Origin of the sequence: Salmonella sp. GDC200615, from assembly GCF_050574145.1 — a bacterium.
Taxonomy (GTDB): domain Bacteria; phylum Pseudomonadota; class Gammaproteobacteria; order Enterobacterales; family Enterobacteriaceae; genus Salmonella; species Salmonella enterica.
In genome coordinates, this window is sequence record NZ_CP192247.1 from 4,125,933 (window position 1) to 4,148,371 (window position 22,439).

At 52.8% G+C, this 22,439-nt stretch carries 20 protein-coding genes and 3 pseudogenes; 18 read left to right on the forward strand and 5 right to left on the reverse strand.

Annotated elements, in window-relative coordinates:
- Positions 1 to 320: 320 nt before the first annotated feature.
- Positions 321 to 1,841 carry a methyl-accepting chemotaxis protein gene (locus ACQ29O_RS19995; RefSeq protein WP_000094642.1) on the reverse strand — a complete coding sequence of 507 codons (1,521 nt, stop codon included), beginning with the start codon at positions 1,839 to 1,841 and terminating at the stop codon, positions 321 to 323.
- A gap of 428 nt (positions 1,842 to 2,269) precedes the next feature.
- Here ACQ29O_RS19995 and ygjG point away from each other — a divergent pair, with 428 nt between their 5' ends.
- On the forward strand, positions 2,270 to 3,649 hold the full coding sequence (ygjG, locus tag ACQ29O_RS20000) for a putrescine aminotransferase (protein WP_001576371.1): 1,380 nt from the start codon (positions 2,270 to 2,272) through the stop codon (positions 3,647 to 3,649).
- A gap of 170 nt (positions 3,650 to 3,819) precedes the next feature.
- Entirely contained in the window at positions 3,820 to 5,838 is a 2,019-nt protein-coding gene (locus ACQ29O_RS20005) for an NADPH-dependent 2,4-dienoyl-CoA reductase (RefSeq protein ID WP_000121528.1), read from the forward strand.
- A gap of 80 nt (positions 5,839 to 5,918) precedes the next feature.
- Here the strand turns inward: ACQ29O_RS20005 and rlmG are convergent, their stop codons facing one another.
- On the reverse strand, positions 5,919 to 7,055 hold the full coding sequence (gene rlmG, locus ACQ29O_RS20010; protein WP_000019999.1) for a 23S rRNA (guanine(1835)-N(2))-methyltransferase RlmG: 1,137 nt from the start codon (positions 7,053 to 7,055) through the stop codon (positions 5,919 to 5,921).
- An 85-nt stretch (positions 7,056 to 7,140) separates the two neighbouring features.
- Between rlmG and ACQ29O_RS20015 the strand changes: the two genes are divergently transcribed.
- The 14 genes and pseudogenes from ACQ29O_RS20015 (at position 7,141) to ACQ29O_RS20080 (ending at position 17,546) form a co-directional block, all read left to right on the forward strand.
- Positions 7,141 to 7,638, forward strand: coding sequence for a M48 metallopeptidase family protein (locus tag ACQ29O_RS20015; RefSeq protein WP_000202966.1), 498 nt, complete (start codon positions 7,141 to 7,143; stop codon positions 7,636 to 7,638).
- Between the two features lie 151 nt (positions 7,639 to 7,789).
- The gene (locus ACQ29O_RS20020; RefSeq protein WP_000951045.1) at positions 7,790 to 8,482 is read left to right on the forward strand and encodes a SanA/YdcF family protein; all 693 of its coding nucleotides are present in this window, start codon (positions 7,790 to 7,792) and stop codon (positions 8,480 to 8,482) included.
- Positions 8,483 to 8,570: 88 nt separating this feature from the next.
- Positions 8,571 to 9,569: pseudogene (locus tag ACQ29O_RS20025) on the forward strand (Gfo/Idh/MocA family protein).
- 269 nt (positions 9,570 to 9,838) lie between these two features.
- Positions 9,839 to 10,807 carry a TerC family protein gene (locus ACQ29O_RS20030; RefSeq protein WP_001098833.1) on the forward strand — a complete coding sequence of 323 codons (969 nt, stop codon included), beginning with the start codon at positions 9,839 to 9,841 and terminating at the stop codon, positions 10,805 to 10,807.
- A gap of 254 nt (positions 10,808 to 11,061) precedes the next feature.
- The gene (gene sstT / locus ACQ29O_RS20035; RefSeq protein WP_000235362.1) at positions 11,062 to 12,306 is read left to right on the forward strand and encodes a serine/threonine transporter SstT; all 1,245 of its coding nucleotides are present in this window, start codon (positions 11,062 to 11,064) and stop codon (positions 12,304 to 12,306) included.
- 449 nt (positions 12,307 to 12,755) lie between these two features.
- Positions 12,756 to 13,418 (forward strand): DedA family general envelope maintenance protein YqjA, encoded by a 663-nt coding sequence (gene yqjA / locus ACQ29O_RS20040; protein WP_000422141.1) that lies wholly within the window; start codon positions 12,756 to 12,758, stop codon positions 13,416 to 13,418.
- A gap of 3 nt (positions 13,419 to 13,421) precedes the next feature.
- Entirely contained in the window at positions 13,422 to 13,805 is a 384-nt protein-coding gene (gene mzrA / locus ACQ29O_RS20045) for an EnvZ/OmpR regulon moderator MzrA (protein ID WP_000917516.1), read from the forward strand.
- 144 nt (positions 13,806 to 13,949) lie between these two features.
- The gene (locus ACQ29O_RS20050) at positions 13,950 to 14,318 is read left to right on the forward strand and encodes a DUF1090 domain-containing protein (RefSeq protein ID WP_000877297.1); all 369 of its coding nucleotides are present in this window, start codon (positions 13,950 to 13,952) and stop codon (positions 14,316 to 14,318) included.
- A 41-nt stretch (positions 14,319 to 14,359) separates the two neighbouring features.
- On the forward strand, positions 14,360 to 14,665 hold the full coding sequence (locus tag ACQ29O_RS20055; protein ID WP_000031222.1) for a DUF883 family protein: 306 nt from the start codon (positions 14,360 to 14,362) through the stop codon (positions 14,663 to 14,665).
- 2 nt (positions 14,666 to 14,667) lie between these two features.
- Positions 14,668 to 15,066 carry a phage holin family protein gene (locus tag ACQ29O_RS20060; RefSeq protein ID WP_020937187.1) on the forward strand — a complete coding sequence of 133 codons (399 nt, stop codon included), beginning with the start codon at positions 14,668 to 14,670 and terminating at the stop codon, positions 15,064 to 15,066.
- A complete protein-coding gene (locus tag ACQ29O_RS20065; RefSeq protein WP_000095496.1) occupies positions 15,063 to 15,362 on the forward strand; it encodes a YqjK-like family protein in 300 nt (99 codons plus the stop codon). Before ACQ29O_RS20060 ends, ACQ29O_RS20065 begins: the two co-directional genes overlap by 4 nt.
- Positions 15,363 to 15,609: 247 nt before the next feature.
- Positions 15,610 to 16,003, forward strand: a pseudogene (locus tag ACQ29O_RS20070) (DoxX family protein).
- 67 nt (positions 16,004 to 16,070) lie between these two features.
- A complete protein-coding gene (locus ACQ29O_RS20075) occupies positions 16,071 to 17,057 on the forward strand; it encodes a glutathione S-transferase family protein (protein WP_000531162.1) in 987 nt (328 codons plus the stop codon).
- Positions 17,058 to 17,180: 123 nt separating this feature from the next.
- Positions 17,181 to 17,546 (forward strand): DUF805 domain-containing protein, encoded by a 366-nt coding sequence (locus ACQ29O_RS20080; RefSeq protein ID WP_000384139.1) that lies wholly within the window; start codon positions 17,181 to 17,183, stop codon positions 17,544 to 17,546.
- 38 nt (positions 17,547 to 17,584) lie between these two features.
- Here the strand turns inward: ACQ29O_RS20080 and yhaJ are convergent, their stop codons facing one another.
- Positions 17,585 to 18,481 (reverse strand): DNA-binding transcriptional regulator YhaJ, encoded by an 897-nt coding sequence (yhaJ, locus tag ACQ29O_RS20085; RefSeq protein ID WP_001041023.1) that lies wholly within the window; start codon positions 18,479 to 18,481, stop codon positions 17,585 to 17,587.
- 104 nt (positions 18,482 to 18,585) lie between these two features.
- Between yhaJ and ACQ29O_RS20090 the strand changes: the two genes are divergently transcribed.
- Positions 18,586 to 19,287 carry a pirin family protein gene (locus ACQ29O_RS20090; protein WP_000633552.1) on the forward strand — a complete coding sequence of 234 codons (702 nt, stop codon included), beginning with the start codon at positions 18,586 to 18,588 and terminating at the stop codon, positions 19,285 to 19,287.
- A 23-nt stretch (positions 19,288 to 19,310) separates the two neighbouring features.
- Entirely contained in the window at positions 19,311 to 19,475 is a 165-nt protein-coding gene (locus ACQ29O_RS20095) for a hypothetical protein (protein WP_000039327.1), read from the forward strand.
- Positions 19,476 to 19,587: 112 nt separating this feature from the next.
- Here the strand turns inward: ACQ29O_RS20095 and ACQ29O_RS20100 are convergent, their stop codons facing one another.
- Together ACQ29O_RS20100 and ACQ29O_RS20105 are read right to left on the reverse strand one after the other, a co-directional pair.
- On the reverse strand, positions 19,588 to 20,898 hold the full coding sequence (locus ACQ29O_RS20100; protein WP_000463074.1) for a serine dehydratase subunit alpha family protein: 1,311 nt from the start codon (positions 20,896 to 20,898) through the stop codon (positions 19,588 to 19,590).
- Between the two features lie 25 nt (positions 20,899 to 20,923).
- A pseudogene (locus ACQ29O_RS20105) lies at positions 20,924 to 22,255 on the reverse strand (hypothetical protein).
- Between the last annotated feature and the right edge of the window lie 184 nt (positions 22,256 to 22,439).

Consider the following 22,439-nt stretch of genomic DNA (forward strand, 5'->3'; position numbering starts at 1 on the left):
GATATTGATCGCTTTTTATTTCTGAACATTATTAGTAAGTAATTTTTATTGTTCACAGAAAGATGAACCAAAAGTGACATAAATTGGCACTAATAATGAAAGAAATACGCTAAAAGGTTAACCATTTCTTATTTATTAACTGAGTTTATACCTATTAATAGGTAGGAAAGGGAGAAGGAATAAATATCACATTATTTTTAACATCACAGGCCACTGGTACTCTCTATGATGGCAGGCACCGCCTTCTATCAGAGCGCATCCGCCCGGTAAGCTTATTGCTACCGGGCGGATGTCATTACCGTTGCTACCTACAAATAAACTTAATGCAGTACCGTGACCGCATCCTCCAGCCGGCTGGCACGGTGTTTTACCATTGCGGAGACTTGTGCGCTCTCTTCCACCAGCGCCGCATTCTTCTGGGTTATGCGGTTCAACTCGTCCACGGCGCGAGTCAGGCTGGAAAGCCCATCTGTCTGTTCCTGCGTCGACTGGCTGATCCGTGCGATAAGCAGGGTGACATTTTGCACCTGGGCTACAATGTCATCCATGGTACGGCCTGCGGCGTGAACCTGCTCGGAGCCTGACTGCACCTTTGTTGCGCTGGCGTCAATTAATTTACGAATATCGTTCGCCGCATTAGCGCTACGGCTGGCAAGATGACGTACCTCGCCAGCAACCACGGCAAACCCTTTCCCCTGCTCGCCCGCTCTCGCCGCTTCTACCGCCGCATTCAGCGCCAGGATATTCGTCTGAAAAGCGATATCGTTAATTAGCGTGGTGATCGTCCCGATACGTTGCGTACTGTGAGCGATATCATCCATCGTTTTAATCACCGTATCCATCGCCTCACCTCCCTGAGTCGCCGCGCTACTGGCCGCCATGGAAAGCTTATCCGCAGCGGAAGCCGTCTCGGAATTGAGCTTCACGGACTCCGCCATCTGGTTCATGGTCGTTACCGTTTCCTGAACATTCTCCACGGTCTGACGGGTGTGTTCGTTCAGATCATTGTTACCCTTCGCCAGCCTTTCACTGCCGTTTCTGACGCTGGAAACCTGACTTGATACGTCATTGATCAGCCAGCGGCACATCAAGCCAAGCTGCCCCACGGCCCTCAGCATCAGCCCCAACTCATCGCTACGATTAAGGTGTTGTACGCTGTTGCGTTCGCCGGTCGCCACTTTCAGCGCCTGCGTCGCCACATTTTCAATGGGACGCACAATTTGCCATTCAAATAGCGCCGTACCTGCCAGCATCGCCAACGCGCCCAACAACAACGCCTGCCATGAGGCATCCGTACCGAACAGCGCCAACGCCAGCATTACGGCCATTAGCCCCATAATACTACGCACTCGCCAGCGAACAGGCATAGCGGGCAGTTTGCCCAGCAAGCCCTGACGAACCACCAGGCCTTTATGAATACGTTTACTACACCGCCCTTCATTTAGCGCCTGATATAAAGGCTCGACGGCGGCAATCTCATCATCCGTGGCGCGGGTACGGATCGACATATATCCCGTCACACGCCCTTCACGTATCATCGGTACCGCGTTGGCCCTCACCCAATAATGGTCGCCGTTTTTACGCCGGTTTTTCACAATGCCGCTCCACGGTTCGCCCTGTTTTAGGGTGTACCACATATCTGCGAAGGCAGCTTTCGGCATATCCGGATGACGCACCAGATTATGTGGCTGCGCCAGTAACTCGTTTAACTGATAGCCGCTCACCTGGACAAAAGTGTCATTGGCGTGAGTGATATAGCTTTCCAGGTCGGTCGTAGACATCAGAGTGGTATCATCATCCAGCGGGGTATTTAGCTGGCTGACGTAGGGATGAGAAGACATGATAGCGTCCTGTGCAGGTTATCTGGATGTTAATTTTTCGCTCAGATGTTATTTCGGCGCTAATCTATTTATCTTTAGTTGTTAAAATTGCTCTGGATCGCAATTTGCGATTAATCCTTAATATTTGTACGATTTTCACCTCATCCTGCGCCTTATTTTCATTATGAAATTGTTTAGCGTGGACAACCTTTTTCTTTAAAATCTGCCCTGGCTCACCTTTTTCTCACGCCGCTGCTAACGCAACACACCGTAAACCATAAAACAAGATCTGCTCAAAATGCATCCAATTGTTAACACATGACATTAAATGTTGTGTAAATGTGATTATCCCTGGTGTTTATCCCGATTTTCACTATGGGCTTAGACCCCGCTAATCCCTGCAATACTTAATTCAGTATCATGTGATACACGGCCCTCTGGAGCTCATTTTGAACAGGTTACCTTCCAGCGCATCGGCTTTGGCCTGTAGCGCGCACGCACTGAATCTCATCGAGAAGCGAACGCTAAACCATGAGGAAATGAAAGCACTAAACCGAGAGGTCATTGACTACTTTAAAGAGCATGTAAATCCAGGATTTCTGGAATACCGGAAATCTGTTACCGCCGGCGGGGATTACGGAGCCGTAGAGTGGCAAGCAGGCAGTTTGAATACGCTTGTCGACACCCAGGGGCAGGAGTTTATCGACTGTCTTGGGGGGTTTGGCATCTTTAACGTGGGGCACCGTAATCCTGTTGTGGTATCCGCCGTCCAGAATCAACTCGCAAAACAACCTCTCCACAGCCAGGAGTTACTTGACCCCTTGCGGGCGATGCTGGCAAAAACGCTGGCGGCGCTGACACCGGGGAAACTCAAGTACAGCTTTTTCTGTAACAGCGGCACCGAATCCGTCGAAGCGGCGCTAAAACTGGCAAAAGCGTATCAGTCGCCACGCGGCAAGTTTACCTTTATCGCCACCAGCGGCGCATTTCACGGCAAATCATTGGGCGCGCTCTCCGCCACGGCCAAATCCACCTTCCGCAGACCCTTTATGCCTTTACTGCCGGGCTTCCGCCATGTGCCGTTTGGCAATATCGACGCGATGAGCATGGCATTTAGCGAAGGCAAAAAAACGGGCGACGAGATAGCAGCCGTGATTCTGGAGCCTATTCAGGGTGAAGGCGGCGTGATCCTGCCGCCGCAGGGATACCTGACAGAGGTACGTAAGCTCTGTGACGAATTCGGCGCGCTGATGATTCTGGATGAAGTACAAACCGGCATGGGGCGTACCGGCAAGATGTTTGCCTGTGAGCACGAAAATGTGCAGCCTGATATTCTGTGTCTGGCGAAAGCCCTGGGCGGCGGCGTGATGCCGATTGGCGCCACCATCGCGACTGAAGAGGTGTTTTCGGTTCTGTTCGACAATCCCTTCCTGCATACCACCACTTTTGGCGGTAATCCGCTGGCTTGTGCTGCCGCGCTGGCGACCATTAACGTCCTGCTGGAGCAAAATCTCCCGGCCCAGGCGGAACAAAAAGGCGATACGCTCCTGGATGGTTTTCGACAACTTGCGCGTGAATATCCCAATCTGGTACACGATGCGCGCGGCAAAGGTATGTTGATAGCCATTGAATTTGTCGATAACGAAACGGGCTACCGTTTTGCCAGTGAGATGTTCCGTCAACGCGTGCTGGTCGCTGGTACGCTGAATAATGCGAAAACAATTCGTATCGAGCCACCGCTCACGCTAACCATTGAACTGTGCGAACAGGTATTGAAATCAGCGCGTAATGCGCTGGCGGCAATGCAGGTGAGCGTTGAAGAGGTTTAAAAACGATGCCGGATGGCGCTGTGCTTATCCGGCCTGTTTTCTCCGGGTCGCGGCCTCTTTTTTGAATCCCATCACAATCACCACATTCCCCTTTTCCCTTTTATCTCGCGACGGCTACAGTAGTAACTCATCCGACCACATAACAATAATTTTACATACTGGATACGCTTATGAGCTACCCATCGCTGTTCGCCCCGCTCGATCTGGGCTTTACTACTCTCAGAAACCGCGTGCTGATGGGATCGATGCACACGGGTCTGGAAGAACATCCTGATGGCGCCGAGCGCCTGGCGGCATTTTATGCCGAGCGCGCGCGACACGGCGTAGCGTTAATCGTCACCGGCGGTATTGCGCCCGTTCCCTCCGGGGTCGTGATGACCGGCGGCGCGATGCTGAACGACGCCAGCCAATTAACGCCTCACCGCGTGGTGACCGATGCCGTACATGCGCAAGGCGGTAAAATCGCGCTGCAAATTCTGCACACCGGACGTTACAGCTATCAGCCGCACCTGGTCGCGCCGTCGGCAATTCAGGCGCCAATCAACCGCTTTATGCCGCATGAACTGACGCATGATGAAATCTTGCAGTTAATCGACGACTTCGCGCATTGCGCGCAACTGGCGCGGGAAGCAGGCTACGACGGCGTAGAGGTGATGGGATCAGAGGGCTATCTGATTAATGAATTTCTCACCCGGCGAACTAACCATCGCGATGACGAGTGGGGCGGCGACTATACCAGCCGTATGCGCTTCGCGGTTGAGGTAGTACGCGCGGTACGCCAGCGGGTAGGGAACGACTTTATTATTATCTATCGCCTGTCGATGCTCGATCTGGTGGAAAATGGCGGCACGTTCGACGAAACGGTACAACTGGCGCAAGCCATTGAAGCCGCAGGCGCAAGCCTAATTAATACCGGCATTGGCTGGCATGAGGCGCGAATCCCGACCATCGCCACGCCAGTACCGCGTGGCGCCTTTAGCTGGGTGACGCGGAAACTCAAAGGTCATGTGTCGGTTCCGCTGATCGCGACCAATCGCATTAACGATCCGCAGGTCGCCGAGACGATCCTGACGCGCGGCGATGCCGATATGGTGTCGATGGCGCGTCCCTTCCTTGCCGATGCCGAATTCCTGACTAAAGCGCAATCCGGACGCGCAGATGAGATCAACACCTGTATCGGCTGTAATCAGGCCTGTCTGGATCGGATCTTCATCGGCAAAGTGACCTCCTGTCTGGTGAACCCACGCGCCTGTCACGAAACCCACATGCCGATAGCGCCGGCCATACGCAAAAAGAATCTGGCCGTTGTCGGCGCAGGCCCGGCGGGGCTGGCTTTCGCGATTAACGCCGCGTCGCGCGGCCATCATGTCACGCTGTTTGACGCCCAGAGTGAAATTGGCGGCCAGTTTACTATCGCCAGGCAGATCCCGGGTAAAGAGGAGTTTTACGAAACGCTGCGCTACTACCGTCGAATGATCGATGTTACTGGCGTTACGCTGAAACTGAGCCAACGGGTGAACGCAGAGGATCTTCAGCCGTTTGACGAAGCGATCCTCGCCTGCGGAATAGTACCGCGCCGCCCGCCGATAGACGGTATCGATCATCCAAAAGTATTGACCTACCTGGAGGTATTGCGCGATAAAGCGCCGGTTGGTAAGCGAGTGGCGATCATTGGCTGCGGCGGGATCGGTTTTGACACGGCCATGTATCTGAGCCAGCATGGCGAATCCACCAGCCAAAATATTGCTGAATTTTGTACGGAATGGGGAATTGATACCAGCCTGCAACAGGCAGGCGGTCTGCGCCCGGAAGGCCCGCGCCTGGCACGTAGTCCACGGCAAATCGTCATGCTGCAACGCAAAGCCAGCAAGCCGGGCGAAGGGTTAGGTAAAACCACCGGCTGGATCCATCGCGCGACGTTACTGGCGCGCGGCGTGAAGATGATCCCGGCGGTCAGTTACCAGAAGATCGACGACGACGGATTACATCTCTTGATCGGCGGCGAACCGCAGTTGCTGGAAGTGGATCATGTGGTGATCTGCGCCGGACAGGAACCTCGCCGCGAGCTGGCGGACCCGTTACGCGCCGCAGGTAAAACGGTACATCTTATCGGCGGATGCGATGTCGCGATGGAGCTGGATGCCCGACGGGCGATTGCCCAGGGCATCCGACTGGCGCTGGAGATTTAACGACTTTACCTGATGGCGCTGCGCTTATCGGGCTTACGCCGTCATACCGGTTTTATAGGCCGGTATGACGCTTGAGCGCCTTATCGACGGTGTCCCTGCTTCACCGCTTTCAAAATAACAAACTTATTGTTGGTTGCTATCGTCGCGCAATTACCGAAAATCTTCTTCAGCTTGTGGAAATAGTCCAGATGGCGGTTCGCCACAATATACAGTTCGCCGTTGATTTTCAGGCAGCGGCGGGCATGATGGAACATCTCCCAAGCGATATTATCCGTCAGCGCATGTTTCTGGTGGAACGGCGGGTTGCAGAACACAGCGTTAAAACGGAACGGCTCCACGCCGGAGAGCGCGTTGTTGATCATAAATTCGCAGCGTTCGAATGCTTCCGGCAGGTTCGTTTCTACATTCAAACGGCTGGAATCTACCGCCATCGGCGATTCATCGACAAATACTACGTTCGCCTGCGGATTTTTCGCCAGTAAGCTCAGGCCAATCACCCCATTGCCGCAGCCGAGATCGACAATCTCCCCGTCGAGGTTTTCCGGCAAATGCTGCATAAAGAAGCGCGCGCCGATATCCAATCCGGTACGAGAAAACACATTCGCGTGGTTGTGAATCGTCCAGCCTGTATCTTCCAGTTTCCAGCTTAGCGTTTGCGGCGCGTCGGCCAGTTGCGGATGACTGAAGGTACAGTTAATCAGGCGCGCTTTCTTCCACGCCAGCGTCGTCGTGGTTGGGCCCAGCACTTTTTCAAACAGTTCCAGCGTAGAGGTATGAATATCACGCGCTTTCGCGCCGGCGATAATACGCGTTTGCGCCGTAACGACCTTACGCAAAGCGCGTAACTGCTGTTCCAGCAACGCCAGTGTTTTCGGTACTTTAATCAATACCACGCCCGGTGCCTGCGGGTAGTCAGCGGTACTGTTGAGAAACGTTACGCTGGACTCCGCGATGCCGTTATGGCGTAAATTCTCTCGCGTACCCAGTTCGCTTAAATACGAATCGCCAATACTGTATGGCGAATGCTCCGCCAGCGCACAGCTTAGCGCGCCAAACGTATCATTCAGGATCAGCACCGGGCCGCGAATTTCCGTCTCATCCAACTGTTGCAGCAGATACTCATCGGCCGCCTCCCACGCCAGAAGCGGGTTAACATCATCCGTTTGCGGAAAACGTTTCAGCGTCAGTGAACGGAAACCGTCGTCTACGTGGCTCATTAGGCCTCCTGAATGGTAAAATTGCGGCGTTATCCCTGAAAAGGGTGCGTGAGTATACACTTTTTATCAGCAACATGGAGCTTTGATGACCTCACTAACTTACCTTCAGGGGTATCCGGAACATCTCCTTGCCCAGGTGCGCGCCTTAATCGCCGAGCAGCGCCTGGGAGCAGTGCTGGAAAAACGTTATCCCGGCGCGCATGATTACGCTACTGACAAAGCGCTATATCACTATACTCAGGAACTGAAAAGTCAGTTTCTGCGCAATGCGCCGCCCATCAATAAAGTGATGTATGACAGCAAGATCCATGTGCTGAAAAATGCGCTGGGACTGCATACCGCTGTCTCGCGCGTTCAGGGCGGCAAGCTCAAGGCAAAGGCGGAGATCCGCGTCGCCACCGTGTTTCGCAACGCCCCGGAGCCATTCTTACGGATGATTGTGGTTCACGAACTGGCACACCTGAAAGAGAAAGATCATAACAAAGCGTTTTATCAGCTCTGCTGCCATATGGAACCGCAGTACCATCAACTGGAGTTTGATACGCGACTGTGGCTGACGCATCAGGCGCTGTCGGCACAATAAATTCTGAAAATGCCCCTTCCCCCGTATCTTTTTAACGGCGTGGGCATAAAATCGGCGCGTTCACATTTCGCTCATTGCCTGCCGCCACGTCAAGGATGACGATCTGTAGAGGGTATTTTTTATCCACCGCCAACGGAACCGCGCAACAACCATGCTCTCACAATGTGCCCGTTTTATCCGCCGCCTCTGTTTTACACGCCGGGCGTTAACAGTGGCGTGTTTTCTGCTTGTCGCAGCAGGCGTCGCGCTTTTCTATTCCAACTGGCTTATCGTCAACGCCTCACAGCATCTGACATGGAATGACATTCAGACCGTTCCCGCCCGCAACGTCGGGCTGGTGTTAGGCGCTAAACCCGGCAATCGGTATTTTACCCGGCGGATTAATACTGCCGCCGCGTTGTATCACGCCGGTAAAGTGAAGTGGCTGTTAGTCAGCGGCGACAATGGCAAAAAAGAGTACGATGAACCTTCGGCGATGCAGCAGGCGCTGATAGCGAAAGGTGTGCCGGAAGCGGCCATTTTTTGTGATTATGCCGGATTCTCCACGCTGGACTCCGTAGTTCGCGCCCGGAAAGTGTTTGGCGAAAGCCGCATTACGATTATCTCGCAAGCATTCCATAATCAACGGGCGATCTGGCTGGCGCAACAATATGGCATAGACGCTATCGGCGTTAACGCGCCGGATCTGAATAAAAGGCACGGAACCTACACACGACTTCGGGAAAAGCTGGCGCGGGTTAGCGCGGTGCTGGATGCCAAAATTTTGCACCGTCAGCCTAAATATCTGGGCGCTGGCGTCACTATTGGGGCTGATAGCGCACACGGGTGCCCTTCTCGCCAGTAAAATGCCAGAGTGCGTCGCAGCGCACTGGCAAGGGCGGAAAGGCGTGCTACATTGACGAAAAATCCCTTTCTGGAGTCCGCTGACGTTTATGATACGTTTCGCTGTAATTGGGACTAACTGGATCACGCGCCAGTTTGTCGACGCCGCCCATGAAACCGGCAAATTCAGGCTCGCCGCCGTTTACTCCCGTAGTCTTGAACAGGCGCAGTCTTTCGCAAATGATTATCCCGTCGAGCATCTGTTTACCTCGCTGGAAGCGATGGCGCAAAGCGACGCGATTGAGGCGGTTTATATCGCCAGCCCGAATTCCCTGCATTTCTCCCAGACGCAGCGCTTTTTGCAGCATAAAAAACATGTCATGTGCGAAAAGCCGCTGGCTTCTAACCTGGCGGAGGTTGATGCCGCTATCGCCTGCGCGCGCGATAATCAGCGGGTACTGTTTGAAGCCTTTAAAACCGCCTGCCTGCCCAACTTCCTGCTGCTGCGGGAATCGTTGCCGAAAATCGGCAGAATGCACAAAGCATTCCTAAATTACTGCCAGTAGTCTTCACGTTATCAGCGCTATCTGAACGGTGAAAATCCGAATACGTTTAATCCGGCCTTCTCCAATGGTTCGATTATGGATATCGGGTATTACTGTCTGGCGTCGGCGATCGCGCTATGGGGCGAGCCGCGCAGCGTTCAGGCGTCGGCGAATTTATTGGAAAGCGGAGTAGATGCACACGGCGTCGTGGTTATGGATTACGGCGATTTTAGCGTCACGCTACAGCATTCCAAAGTCAGCGACTCGGTACTGGCCAGTGAAATTCAGGGCGAGAGGGGATCGCTGGTCATTGAAAAGCTGTCGGAATGCCAGAAAGTGTGTTTTGCGCCGCGCGGCGCGCTGATGCAGGATCTGACCCAGCCTCAGCATATTAATACCATGCTGTATGAAGCCGGGGCGTTTGCCCAGCTTATTGAAAACCATGCCGTGGAACATCCGGGGTTGTCGCTAAGTCGCGCCACGGCAAAATGGCTGACAGAAATACGCCGTCAAACCGGGGTCATCTTCCCGGCGGACGATCTGACTCACCCCCTTACTGCGTAAAACTATGTAAATCATATGTTACAGGCCATTGACTCTACGCGTGGCCTGTCATACTTTGTTACGCGCAAAGGGGAGTAACTTCATTGCCGGTCGATCGTCATTACGATGTGTGCAAAACCACATCCGGTCACCGGGCAGCCATAAAGGAATGCGTCAGCGTATTCCTTTATTGTTGTAAGTGAGACCTTGCCGAATGGCAAGGTCTATGCATAAAAGCAACGGCTAATGCCATTCGGCGTTAGCCGTTTTTTTTTGCATAGGGAGAAATGATGAATACTGTTGGTACGCCATTATTATGGGGTGGATTCGCGGTTGTTGTGGTGATAATGCTATCCATCGACCTGTTGTTGCAGGGACGCCGTGGCGCACATGCGATGTCGATGAAACAAGCGGCAGGATGGTCAATCCTGTGGGTAACGCTCTCGCTACTGTTTAACGCCGCTTTCTGGTGGTATCTGGCTGAAACGCAAGGGCGCGAAGTTGCTGACCCGCAGGCATTGGCGTTCCTTACCGGCTATCTGATTGAGAAGTCGCTGGCCGTAGATAACGTCTTTGTCTGGCTGATGCTGTTTAGCTATTTCTCCGTCCCTCCGGCTCTGCAACGCCGGGTGCTGGTGTATGGGGTTCTTGGCGCGATCGTGTTGCGTACTATCATGATTTTCGCCGGTACCTGGCTTATCACTCAGTTCGAATGGCTGCTGTATGTGTTCGGCGCCTTCCTGCTGTTTACCGGCGTAAAAATGGCGCTGGCGAAGGAAGATGAATCCGGCATTGGCGAAAAACCGATGGTGCGTTGGCTGCGCGGGCATCTGCGCATGACCGATACGATCGAGAACGAGCACTTTTTCGTACGTAAAAACGGCCTGCTGTATGCCACGCCGCTGCTGCTGGTGCTGATTATGGTTGAGTTCAGCGATGTGATCTTCGCCGTTGACAGTATTCCGGCGATCTTTGCGGTCACCACCGACCCGTTCATCGTACTGACCTCTAACCTGTTTGCCATCTTAGGACTGCGCGCGATGTACTTCCTGCTGTCCGGCGTGGCGGAACGCTTCTCGATGCTGAAATATGGTCTGGCGGTCATTCTGGTCTTTATCGGCATTAAGATGCTGATCGTCGACTTCTACCATATTCCTATCGCGATTTCGCTGGGCGTAGTGTTTGGCATTCTGACCATTACGCTGGTGATTAACGCCTGGGTTAACCATCAGCGCGATAAGAAACTACGAGCGCAATAATCTTTTATCGGGGTAAACCTGCCCCATCAAAAACGCCCGGCAGCGCACACCTGCCGGGCGTTTTTGTTTAACATGTCACAATACTGTTAATATAAAGTTATAAAACATGATCACAGCAAAAAATCCAGGATATTTCGCTTCCCGAACCTTCAACTTTCCTTATACTCAACCAGGCAAACACTTTGTTACATCCTGAAAGATGCGCCGTAAGAGCGTGCAGGGGATGACCAGCAACACAATACAAGGAACATGAAATGGCTACGCAACGAGCATCAGGGCTACTGCAGCGTTTAGCGCAAGGCAGTCTGGTTAAACAAATTTTAGTGGGTCTGGTACTGGGGATTTTACTGGCATGGATTTCTAAGCCTGCGGCAGAAGCGGTTGGCTTGCTTGGCACCCTGTTCGTCGGCGCCTTAAAAGCGGTCGCCCCCGTTCTGGTGCTGATGCTGGTAATGGCCTCGATCGCCAACCACCAGCACGGCCAAAAAACCAATATTCGCCCTATTCTCTTTCTTTACCTGCTAGGCACCTTTTCAGCCGCGCTGGCGGCCGTTGTGTTCAGCTTCGCCTTCCCTTCAACGCTGCATCTGTCCAGTAGCGCCCAGGATATCGTGCCGCCGTCCGGCATTGTAGAAGTCTTGCGCGGTCTGCTGATGAGCATGGTGTCGAACCCCATCGACGCGCTGCTGAACGCTAACTATATCGGGATTCTGGTGTGGGCCGTCGGTCTGGGATTTGCCCTGCGTCATGGCAATGAAACCACCAAAAACCTCGTGAACGATATGTCTAACGCCGTGACCTTTATGGTGAAACTGGTGATCCGTTTCGCGCCAGTCGGTATTTTTGGTCTGGTTTCATCAACGCTTGCAACCACCGGCTTCTCTACCCTGTGGGGTTATGCGCACCTGCTGGTCGTCTTGATTGGCTGTATGCTGCTGGTCGCGCTGGTGGTCAACCCGCTGTTGGTATTCTGGAAAATTCGTCGCAACCCTTATCCGCTGGTGTTCGCCTGCCTGCGTGAAAGCGGCGTTTATGCCTTCTTTACCCGCAGCTCTGCCGCCAATATTCCAGTGAATATGGCGCTGTGCGAAAAGCTGAATCTGGACAGGGATACTTACTCCGTTTCCATTCCGCTGGGCGCCACTATCAATATGGCCGGCGCGGCAATTACCATTACGGTTCTGACGTTGGCGGCAGTCCATACGTTAGGCGTCCCGGTGGATCTGCCTACAGCGCTGCTGCTGAGCGTGGTGGCCTCGCTGTGTGCTTGCGGCGCCTCCGGCGTGGCAGGCGGTTCATTGCTGCTGATCCCGCTGGCGTGCAACATGTTTGGCATCCCGAACGATATCGCGATGCAGGTAGTAGCGGTCGGCTTTATTATCGGCGTATTGCAGGATTCGTGTGAAACGGCGCTGAACTCGTCTACCGATGCTCTGTTCACTGCGGCAGCCTGCCAGGCAGAGGACGAACGTCTGGCGAATAACGCCTTGCGTAGCTAAGTGATTATCGATGCCGGATGGCGTATGCCATCCGGCGTAACGATAGATCTGAATCTCCCAATCCATAGGCTGTGATGGAAAGCGAATTGATGTTCACGCGCAACATCCTCGCGTAACGTTATATGTAGATGGCGTCTGCCACGGCGCTCGGTCAGCGTAAAGTATAAAGTGTCAGCCTGTGTAAATCCTCTCGCCACCCTCCCTTGCGATAAGCAAAATCAAAGCTCAACGACGCGTAATTTCTATAACGGACTTCGTTGACCTTTGTTACAATTAGATGCATTTTGAATTTTTGTGTGTTAGTGCTTGCTTACTTCACAATTTAACAAGGAATAGTTCAGGCCGCGAATTTGCCGTTTCCGCAACGCTGATAAAAACTCCAACTCTGTTGCGGCAGTGCAAACCTCAGATCACCGGCGTGACGTTAACCGATTCTCCAGGAATACTGAATGGAACTACTGACTCAATTGCTGAATGCCCTGTGGGCTCAGGACTTTGAAACACTGGCCAATCCTTCCATGATTGGCATGTTATATTTTGTGTTATTTATGATTTTGTTTCTGGAAAATGGGCTGCTCCCTGCCGCCTTTTTGCCTGGCGACAGCCTGTTGATCCTGGTCGGCGTGCTGATCGCCAAAGGCGCGATGGGTTTTCCACAAACCATTTTGCTGCTTACCGTCGCGGCCAGCCTGGGTTGCTGGGTGAGCTATATTCAGGGCCGCTGGCTGGGGAATACCCGCACCGTGCAAAACTGGCTCTCTCATCTCCCCGCACATTATCATCAACGCGCCCATCACCTTTTCCATAAACACGGCCTGTCGGCATTATTGATAGGCCGTTTTATCGCGTTTGTCAGAACACTGCTGCCCACCATTGCCGGCATATCCGGCCTGAATAACGCGCGCTTTCAGTTCTTCAACTGGATGAGCGGCTTGTTGTGGGTGCTTATCCTGACGTCGCTGGGCTATCTGCTGGGCAAAACGCCCGTCTTTATGAAATATGAAGATCAGTTAATGTCATGCCTGATGCTGCTGCCCGTGGTGCTGCTCTTTTTTGGCCTGGCGGGTTCACTGGTCATGCTGTGGAAAAAGAAGTATGGGAGCCGGGGATAACTTATGCTTAAACCACGCATAACTGCCCGACAACTCATTTGGATCAGCGCTTTTCTACTGATGCTGACCATACTCATGATGACGTGGTCAACGCTGCGTCAGCAAGAGTCGACGCTGGCCATTCGCGCGGTTAACCAGGGCGCCAGTATGCCAGACGGCTTCTCAGTTCTGCATCATCTGGATGCGAACGGCATTCATTTTAAAAGCATTACGCCTAAAAATGACATGTTGCTCATTACCTTCGATTCCCCTGCGCAAAGCGCCGCAGCAAAAACAGTGCTTGATCAAACGTTACCACACGGTTATGTCGTCGCTCAGCAGGACGATGACAACGAAACGGTACAGTGGCTGTCCCGCTTACGGGAAAGCTCACACCGCTTTGGCTAATCTCCAGGAATCCGAATCATATCACTCACTTTGGTGATTTCATTGTTTAATGACTATGATTAATAAAGCGGTGTTTAACCCACCGCGTTATTATCGGGATCACCGCCCCGGACAACGGGTCCGAACATAAGGGAAAGTTCAGGAATGAAATACCGCATCGCTTTGGCTATCACGCTTTTTACACTTAGCGCCGGTAGCTACGCTAATTCGCTTTGTCAGGAAAAAGAGCAGGATATACAAAAGGAAATTAGCTACGCTGAAAAGCACAACAATCAGCGCCGTATTGAGGGTCTGAACAAGGCGCTCAGCGAAGTACGCGCCAATTGTACTGACAGCAAGCTGCGCGCCGAGCATCAGAAAAAGATCGCTGAGCAAAAAGAAGAGGTAGCCGAACGCCAACGTGATTTAGCCGAGGCAAAAGCAAAAGGCGATGCGGATAAAATAGACAAACGTGAACGTAAGCTGGCCGAGGCTCAGGATGAGCTAAAAAAACTTGAGGCCAGAGACTACTAAATTAACGCCGAATGTAAATACTCACTCACCTGGAGAAAACTATGTCGAAAGATAACACTACGGAACATCTGCGCGCTGAGTTGAAATCCCTGACCGATACGCTTGAAGAAGTGCTGAGCTCTTCGGGCGAAAAGTCGAAAGAAGAGTTGAGTAAGATTCGTAGCAAAGCCGAGCGCGCGCTGAAAAAGAGCCGTTACCGCCTGGGCGAAACGGGTGATGTGATTGCCAAACAGACTCGCGTCGCCGCCGCCCGCGCCGATGATTATGTGCGCGAAAATCCCTGGACAGGCGTAGGCATTGGCGCCGCTGTCGGTCTGGTGTTGGGCGTACTGCTGACGCGTCGTTAATTATGGCGGACTCTCGACAGGCACAAGGACCAGGCAAAAGCGTACTGGGTATCGTGCAGCGGATTGTCACCATTATCGTTGAGATGGTGGAAACCCGGCTGCGACTGGCGGTAGTAGAACTGGAAGAAGAGAAGGCGAACCTCTTTCAGCTTTTGCTGATGGTAGGTCTTACCATGCTCTTCGCGGCGTTTGGCTTAATGAGCCTGATGGTTCTGGTCATCTGGGCTATCGATCCTCAGTACCGTTTGAACGCGATGATCGCTACCACTGTTGTGCTGTTAGTGCTTGCGCTAATCGGCGGCATCTGGACTTTGCGCAAAGCGCGTCAGTCCACGCTATTGCGCCATACGCGGCACGAACTGGCTAACGATCGGCAAATTCTGGAGGACGATCAGTCGTGAGCAGCAAAGGCGAACGCGAAAAACGTAAAGCGCTGCTTCTCAGTCAGATCCAGCAGCAACGGCTGGATCTGTCCGCCAGCCGTCGCGACTGGCTGGAGACCACCGGCGCGTACGATCGCGGCTGGAATACGGTGTTAAGCCTGCGCTCCTGGGCGCTGGTCGGTAGCAGCGTAATGGCCATCTGGACCATCCGTCATCCTAATATGTTGGTACGCTGGGCGAAACGCGGCCTGGGTATCTGGAGCGCCTGGCGCCTGGTAAAAACTACCCTCCGTCAACAACAGCTCCGCGGTTAATATCTTTTCTTTTATAGCATCGCGCCATCAGGTTATCACCCGATTACACCTGGTGGCGCGATACTTTTATGCATATAGTCTCTTTACCAATCACTCAAATTTTTTGAAAAAATTTGGCAATTTTCCTTGCTAACAATTTCTGTATGCCACGTTTATGATTCTCTCCAGCGATAACAATGACGCGCCAAACCGCGTCATTACTCATGAAAATAGCAGCAGCCGCCGAATCGGCCCCCTGGAGAATAAAATGAAAAAATTAGAAGATGTTGGTGTACTGATAGCGCGTATTTTAATGCCAGTTCTGTTTATTACCGCAGGATGGGGAAAAATTAGCGGCTATGCGGGCACACAGCAGTATATGGAAGCGATGGGCGTACCAGGATTCCTGCTGCCGCTTCACCATACTGCTTGAGTTCGGCGGCGGTCTGGCGATTATGCTGGGATTCCTCACCCGCACCACTGCGCTTTTTACCGCTGGTTTTACGTTGCTGACGGCATTGATCTTCCATAGCAATTTTGCAGAAGGTGTAAACTCGCTGATGTTTATGAAAAACCTGACCATTGCCGGCGGATTCTTATTACTGGCGTTAACCGGGCCTGGCGCGTTCAGCCTTGACCGTCTGCTGAATAAAAAGTGGTAAGCAATCTATACTCAATTAAAAAAGCGAGGGAATAGCGCCTCGCTTTTGTCATCTGAAGGAGAGAGACATGGGACAACTGATCGATGGCGTCTGGCACGACACCTGGTATGACACCAAATCTTCCGGGGGGAAATTTCAGCGTTCAGCGTCGGCTTTCCGCAACTGGCTTACCGCTGACGGCGCGCCCGGACCTTCCGGCGAAGGCGGATTCGCCGCAGAAAAAGATCGTTACCATCTGTACGTTTCCCTTGCCTGCCCCTGGGCGCATCGCACGCTCATTTTCCGTAAACTGAAAGGTCTGGAGCCGTTTATTCCGGTTTCCGTCGTGAATCCATTGATGCTGGAAAACGGCTGGACGTTTGATGATACTTTTCCGGCGGCCACCGGCGATACCCTCTATCAGCATGAATTTCTCTACCAGTTGTATCTGCACGCCGATCCACACTACAGCGGCCGCGTCACCGTACCGGTCTTATGGGATAAAAAAAATCATACTATCGTCAGCAACGAGTCCGCCGAAATCATTCGTATGTTTAACTCCGCCTTCGATGGGCTGGGCGCTAAAGCCGGGGATTACTATCCCCCCGCGCTGCAAAGCAAAATTGACGAGTTAAACGGCTGGATTTATGACAACGTTAATAACGGCGTTTATAAAGCAGGCTTCGCCACCAGCCAGCAAGCGTATGATGAAGCGGTAGAAAAGGTGTTTACTGCGCTGGCGCGCCTGGAGCAGATTCTCGGACAGCACCGCTATCTGACGGGCGACCAGTTGACCGAGGCGGATATCCGCTTATGGACGACCCTGGTACGCTTTGATCCGGTTTACGTGACTCATTTCAAATGCGACAAATACCGAATCAGCGACTACCTGAATCTGTACGGTTTCCTGCGCGATATCTATCAAATACCGGGCATTGCTGAAACCGTTAATCTTGACCATATTCGTCACCACTATTTCCGTAGCCATAAAACGATTAACCCCACGGGTATCATTTCCATCGGACCGTGGCAGGATCTGCTCGAACCTCACGGGCGCGACGTACGCTTTGGCTAATTTCAGGCGTCCTCCGGGACGCCTTATTAATAAATACCACAAATATTTACCAACATTTCATTCGCGGCTATTCTTAGTTTGATTACTTTAAAAACAAGTGATTGAACCATTATTGAGGCGAAAATGGATTGGTATTTAAAGGTTTTAAAAAATTATCTGGGATTTGGCGGCCGCGCGCGACGCAAAGAGTACTGGATGTTTATTCTGGTCAATATCATCTTTACCTTTGTGTTGGGCCTGCTGGACGCCATGCTTGGCTGGCAACGCGCCGGGGGTGAAGGCGTTCTGACCACCATTTACGGCGTTCTGATCTTTTTACCGTGGTGGGCCGTGCAGTTCCGTCGTCTGCATGACACTGACCGCTCCGCATGGTGGCTACTGTTGCTACTTATCCCCATTATCGGCTGGCTTATCATCATCGCGTTCAACTGCCAGAATGGTACGCCGGGCGACAACCGCTTCGGCCCCGATCCGAAACGTTTTTCCTGATGGCGGCGCGGCGCCGCTTTTAAAGAGCCGCGCGCTATTTATTTTCCGGCGAATAGCTTAGGTATTTCCCGCAGGCACCAGGCTTTTGCCTCCCCCATACTGTCGCGCCGCCAGGCCATAATAATATCGATTTCGCTGGTCGATTCCGGGCTGACCACGCGTAGCCGCCCTTCGGCAATATCCTGTTCCACCATCGAATATGGCATAGTCGCGACGCCAAGCCCGGCCAGCAGCGCCTGACGTTTATCTTCAATCGTGCTTACCGTCAGACGTGGCTGCTTATCCAGCAGTTGCACCGTTAATACCGGCCGCTCGCGCGCGGTATCCGCTACCGCTACGCCGCGGTATTTAACCCGCGTCACTTCCGAAAGCGGCTCCGGCTCCTGATGAATAGGGTGGTCAGGCGCGGCGACATACACATTCATTAACGAATACAACTTACGGGAGTTAATTTCCGACGACGATCGAAAATGCATATCCGGGGCGATAACGATATCCGCCCGTCCCTGCTCAAGCCGCTCCCATGCGCCAGCCAGTACTTCGGTAATCAATGAAAGCTGCGTATTGGCTTTAGCGGCCAGCCGGTCGATCAGCGGAAAAAAAGCAGGCGTCGGTACCAGAGCTTCAGTGACCAGCGTCAGATGCGTTTCCCAACCGCGGGCCAACGCTTCAGCATCCGTCGTTAACTTGTCTGCCGCTTCCAGCAATACCCGCCCGCGTTCCAGCAGCATACGTCCGACGTTGGTGAATTTTGTACGATGGCCGGAGCGATCGAACAGTACAACGTCCAACTCTTCTTCCAGCTTCTGCATGGTGTAACTCAGCGCGGAGGGCACCCGCCCCAACTCATCAGCCGCTGCGGCAAAACTGCCCCGGCGGTCAATGGCGTCCATCACACGCAATGCTTCAAGCGTCAGCGCTCTCTCTTTAGCCATAACGTTCTCATTCAGGAAATTTGAACATACCGGGCAGAATATCTGGCTAACAATGCAGCGTCCAGCCCCTTAACATAAAAGGAAGTAAAGAGAGGTTAATAACGATGATTACGACCCGAACCGCCAAACAATGTGGACAGGCAGACTACGGATGGCTACAGGCCCGCTATACCTTCTCCTTTGGACACTATTTCGACCCTACACTGCTGGGCTACGCGTCGTTGCGCGTACTGAACCAGGAAGTGCTGGCGCCGGGCGCCTCTTTTCAGCCTCGAACTTATCCAAAGGTGGATATTTTAAACCTGATTCTGGACGGCGAAGCGGAATACCGCGACAGCGACGGCAACCATGTACAGGCTAAAGCGGGCGAAGCGTTGCTGCTCGCCGCGCAGCCGGGCATTAGCTACAGCGAACATAATCTCAGCAAAGTTAAGCCGTTAACCCGAATGCAACTGTGGCTTGACGCCTGTCCTGAACGGGAAAACGCGCTGGTACAAAAAATCCCACTCTCGACGGCGCAACAACAGCTTCTTGCCTCGCCCGACGGTGAGCAAAACAGCTTACAACTGCGCCAACAGGTCTGGGTACATCATATTACGCTGGAGAAAGGCGAATCGCTTAACTTCCAGCTTCACGGGCCGCGCGCCTATTTGCAGTCGATTCACGGTACGTTCCACGCGATGACGCACAACGAAGAACGCGAGGCGTTAACCTGCGGAGATGGCGCATTTATTCGTGATGAACCTAACATTACGCTGGTTGCCGATACGCCGCTGCGCGCATTACTGGTAGATTTACCGGTGTAGCCAGCCAGAAAAGGAGTCGCAAGATGAGCAAAAAATCGGCGAAGAAACGTCAGCCCGTGGTAAAACCTGCCGTACAGGAGACGATGAGCGCCACTGTGCCGCTGGGCTATGAAGAGATGCTAACCGAACTGGAAGCCATCGTGGCGGACGCCGAAGCCCGGCTGGCAGAAGAAGAGGCCGCAGCCTGAAATCATGCCGGATGGCGGCGCAAGCGCCCGATCCGGCTGATAACGGGTAGACCCCATAAGCGCAGCGCCATCGGGCAACACGCTGCCCCAACGTCATGCCGGGGCGTTATTATTAATGCGCTTTACTGGCCATAATCTCGATGATCTGCTTGTCTGTCTGCTGCATTGAGCGACACGCCAGCGAACACAAATTCGCAATAGATTGTTCGACATTGTGCGCCACAATCCCTTCGTTTCCGGTCACCGCCGTATCGTCCAACGCCATCAGTACGGCTTTCCACGCCGCCGACGCGCTGGTAGAGACTTTCATCGCGCAGCTATTCGACGCGCCATCGCAAATCATCCCGCTGACATCACCAATCATACTGCTGATAGCCATTGCGATAGTGTCGTAACGACCATCTATCAGCCACGCCATACCCGCCGCCGCGCCCATCGCCGCCGTGGTTGCCGCGCACAGAGCCGACAAACGCGGAAGCTGATGGTGAATATAGATAGCGCTCAAATGCGATAACATTAGCGCGCGCGCCAGGCGCTCGTCATCGGCGCCGACATGTTCAGCAACCACCATGACTGGCACCGTGGCGGTAATCCCCTGGTTGCCAGAACCGGAGTTGCTCATCGCGGGCAACGTGGCGCCGCCCATTCTGGCGTCTGACGCCGCGCTGGTACGGATCAAAATCGCCGTGGAGAGATCTTTCGCCAGCAGACCGCGATCGCACTGTTTGGCCAGCGTCGAACCGATATGCAGCCCCCAGGAACCACGCAGTCCCTCCTGCGACAACGCGCCGTTTAGCCTGGCCGCATCGAGAATAAAGCGAATAGCGTCAAAGGGCACCGCATTCACAAACGCCAGGATCTCTTCCAGCGAGGTATGAGACAGCACTCCCAGTGGCGAGTTTTTTTCTTCTTCCTGCGCATTATCGGCCTGGGTAAATACCACACCCTTGTTGGTTTCTATCCGCACAATATTTGTATGATCGCCGACGATCGTGACACATGCCCAGCTATCGCCGCTATACACTTTCGCCCGTGAAAACAGGATATCGTTACATGGCTCCTGCAACATCACCGCGACATGTCCAGCGGCCAGCATCGCTTTTGCATCGGCAACGGCTTTAGCGGAAGCGTCTTTTAACACCTCCAACCCGGCTTTCGCATCACCGCCCAACGCGCCCAACGCCGCGGCGATCGGTAGCCCTACCATTCCCGTTCCTGGAACGGTAACACCCATACCATTTTTCATCAGATTAGGCGAAACCCACGCGTCAATGCGTTCAACTGTGCCGTCAAGTTCAGCCGCCGCCGCCGCTGCCGCCAGCGCCAGTGAAATTGGCTCAGTACACCCCAGAGCCGGTTTTACTTCTTCCTGTACGGCCAGGATAAAACTTTGCCACAATGGATTTATTTTAGATTCAAACATAACAACAACCTTAATCTCAGGTATATCAAGAGAATGCCAGGAACGGAGAAACGCATAGCAGCAGACCGGTAATAATAATCAGGTACAACGAAGCGCCTTTATATTTGTGCAATGCGGGAACCTTGTAGACCAACCATGCCGGAATTAAACAGCCCACCATACCGAAGATAGGGCTACAAATAGAGGTGAAGCTCAGTACCGGCGCATTGAGCACAATGGCGCTCTAGGCCAGCAAAATAGCGAAAATCATAATGCCGCGCTGTACCAGATTTTCCTTAATCTTCTCGGCGGGCATTTTACGGCGCAGGATATTCATCACAATGCCTTGCGTCGCTTCGCGGAATCCTAAATAAACGCCAAAGAAGGCGGTCATGACGGCAAAGATGTTCAGAATTACGCTAACCACTTTGACCCAGCCTGCGCCATCGCCGCTAATAAATTGCGCGGCGATCGCCAGGGCGGAAATATTCTGCTCGTAGGCTTTCACCGCTTCGTCATGCCCCATCGCCAGGGTGAAGGAAACCGCATAGAAAAATACGGTAACGAACAGGATGCCAAACGCAATATTCATGGCACGCAGCGCTTTATGGCGTGCGACCTCAATAGATTTTTCGCGTGAACGGTAAGAGATCACCATTGGGCTTAACGTCTGGATAAATAAAATCGAGGTCAGCGTAAATGGCAGGGTAATAATGGCGTTTTTAATCAGCAGGGCCATCGGCGGCAGCGCGCCAATGTTATACAGATGCCACATACCCACCATAGAGACGCCCAGCGCCGCCACTACCAGTAGCTTGGTCAGCACCATGCCGGTGGAGATTTTGAACAGTAATTTTTCACCGCGTGAGGAAATCGCCACCAGGATGCAGATCAGCACCAGACCATAAAACGGACTATCGGAAAGTAATCCTTCCGTTACGCCGAAAGTATGCAGATAAGAGGCGCTGTCGTTAGTAATTGCCGTAGAATAGACGAACATCCAGATGACGAGCATTACAAAGTACAGCGCGCCTAATAAAATACCCCAGTTTTTGCCCAGATAGCCGCTGATCACGCTGGGGTAGTCTTTACATTCCGGGGATTCCGCCAGCGTATTAATAAACAGCCGCTGGAACAGGTACATGGCCGGATAGCCAATAATAGAAGAGAGTAAAAAGACCCAAAGTCCCATCAGGCCAACCTGGACAGGAAGAAAAACGATCCCTGCGCCGATCGCCATCCCGATACTCATAATGACCCAACCGGTGTCGGTACTATCAAATTTGATGGCTTCACGCCATTCGCTTTCTGTCATCCCTGCCCGACGCGCCGGGGCTGATGCGTCGAGGATTACGCTGGTATTACTAGCCGATTCCATAAAATTCTCGCTCAATGTGTAGGTAGAGGTTTTTTTATTTTTCGTGCCGCAGCAAGGCGATATGCAGAACGTGAGGTGCAGGTACTTTCTTGTAATAAGAAAATCATACGCGCACGATAAGAGAAAAACTTACCAATAAAACGCCTGCATTTCTTGTGGGTTAAGAATTATTTTCTATTTACTA

What these genes read in the sequence shown, in the direction of transcription:
- sstT (WP_000235362.1), top strand. Translation starts at nt 11,062, where the DNA reads ATGGCTACGCAACGAGCATCAGGGCTACTGCAGCGTTTAGCGCAAGGC.
- ACQ29O_RS20015 (WP_000202966.1), top strand. Translation starts at nt 7,141, where the DNA reads ATGACCTCACTAACTTACCTTCAGGGGTATCCGGAACATCTCCTTGCC.
- rlmG (WP_000019999.1), bottom strand. Translation starts at nt 7,055, where the DNA reads ATGAGCCACGTAGACGACGGTTTCCGTTCACTGACGCTGAAACGTTTT.
- mzrA (WP_000917516.1), top strand. Translation starts at nt 13,422, where the DNA reads ATGCTTAAACCACGCATAACTGCCCGACAACTCATTTGGATCAGCGCT.
- ACQ29O_RS20030 (WP_001098833.1), top strand. Translation starts at nt 9,839, where the DNA reads ATGAATACTGTTGGTACGCCATTATTATGGGGTGGATTCGCGGTTGTT.
- ACQ29O_RS20020 (WP_000951045.1), top strand. Translation starts at nt 7,790, where the DNA reads ATGCTCTCACAATGTGCCCGTTTTATCCGCCGCCTCTGTTTTACACGC.
- ACQ29O_RS20075 (WP_000531162.1), top strand. Translation starts at nt 16,071, where the DNA reads ATGGGACAACTGATCGATGGCGTCTGGCACGACACCTGGTATGACACC.
- ACQ29O_RS20095 (WP_000039327.1), top strand. Translation starts at nt 19,311, where the DNA reads ATGAGCAAAAAATCGGCGAAGAAACGTCAGCCCGTGGTAAAACCTGCC.
- ACQ29O_RS20060 (WP_020937187.1), top strand. Translation starts at nt 14,668, where the DNA reads ATGGCGGACTCTCGACAGGCACAAGGACCAGGCAAAAGCGTACTGGGT.
- ACQ29O_RS20050 (WP_000877297.1), top strand. Translation starts at nt 13,950, where the DNA reads ATGAAATACCGCATCGCTTTGGCTATCACGCTTTTTACACTTAGCGCC.
- ACQ29O_RS20100 (WP_000463074.1), bottom strand. Translation starts at nt 20,898, where the DNA reads ATGTTTGAATCTAAAATAAATCCATTGTGGCAAAGTTTTATCCTGGCC.
- ACQ29O_RS19995 (WP_000094642.1), bottom strand. Translation starts at nt 1,841, where the DNA reads ATGTCTTCTCATCCCTACGTCAGCCAGCTAAATACCCCGCTGGATGAT.
- ACQ29O_RS20005 (WP_000121528.1), top strand. Translation starts at nt 3,820, where the DNA reads ATGAGCTACCCATCGCTGTTCGCCCCGCTCGATCTGGGCTTTACTACT.
- yhaJ (WP_001041023.1), bottom strand. Translation starts at nt 18,481, where the DNA reads ATGGCTAAAGAGAGAGCGCTGACGCTTGAAGCATTGCGTGTGATGGAC.
- ACQ29O_RS20055 (WP_000031222.1), top strand. Translation starts at nt 14,360, where the DNA reads ATGTCGAAAGATAACACTACGGAACATCTGCGCGCTGAGTTGAAATCC.
- ACQ29O_RS20090 (WP_000633552.1), top strand. Translation starts at nt 18,586, where the DNA reads ATGATTACGACCCGAACCGCCAAACAATGTGGACAGGCAGACTACGGA.
- yqjA (WP_000422141.1), top strand. Translation starts at nt 12,756, where the DNA reads ATGGAACTACTGACTCAATTGCTGAATGCCCTGTGGGCTCAGGACTTT.
- ACQ29O_RS20080 (WP_000384139.1), top strand. Translation starts at nt 17,181, where the DNA reads ATGGATTGGTATTTAAAGGTTTTAAAAAATTATCTGGGATTTGGCGGC.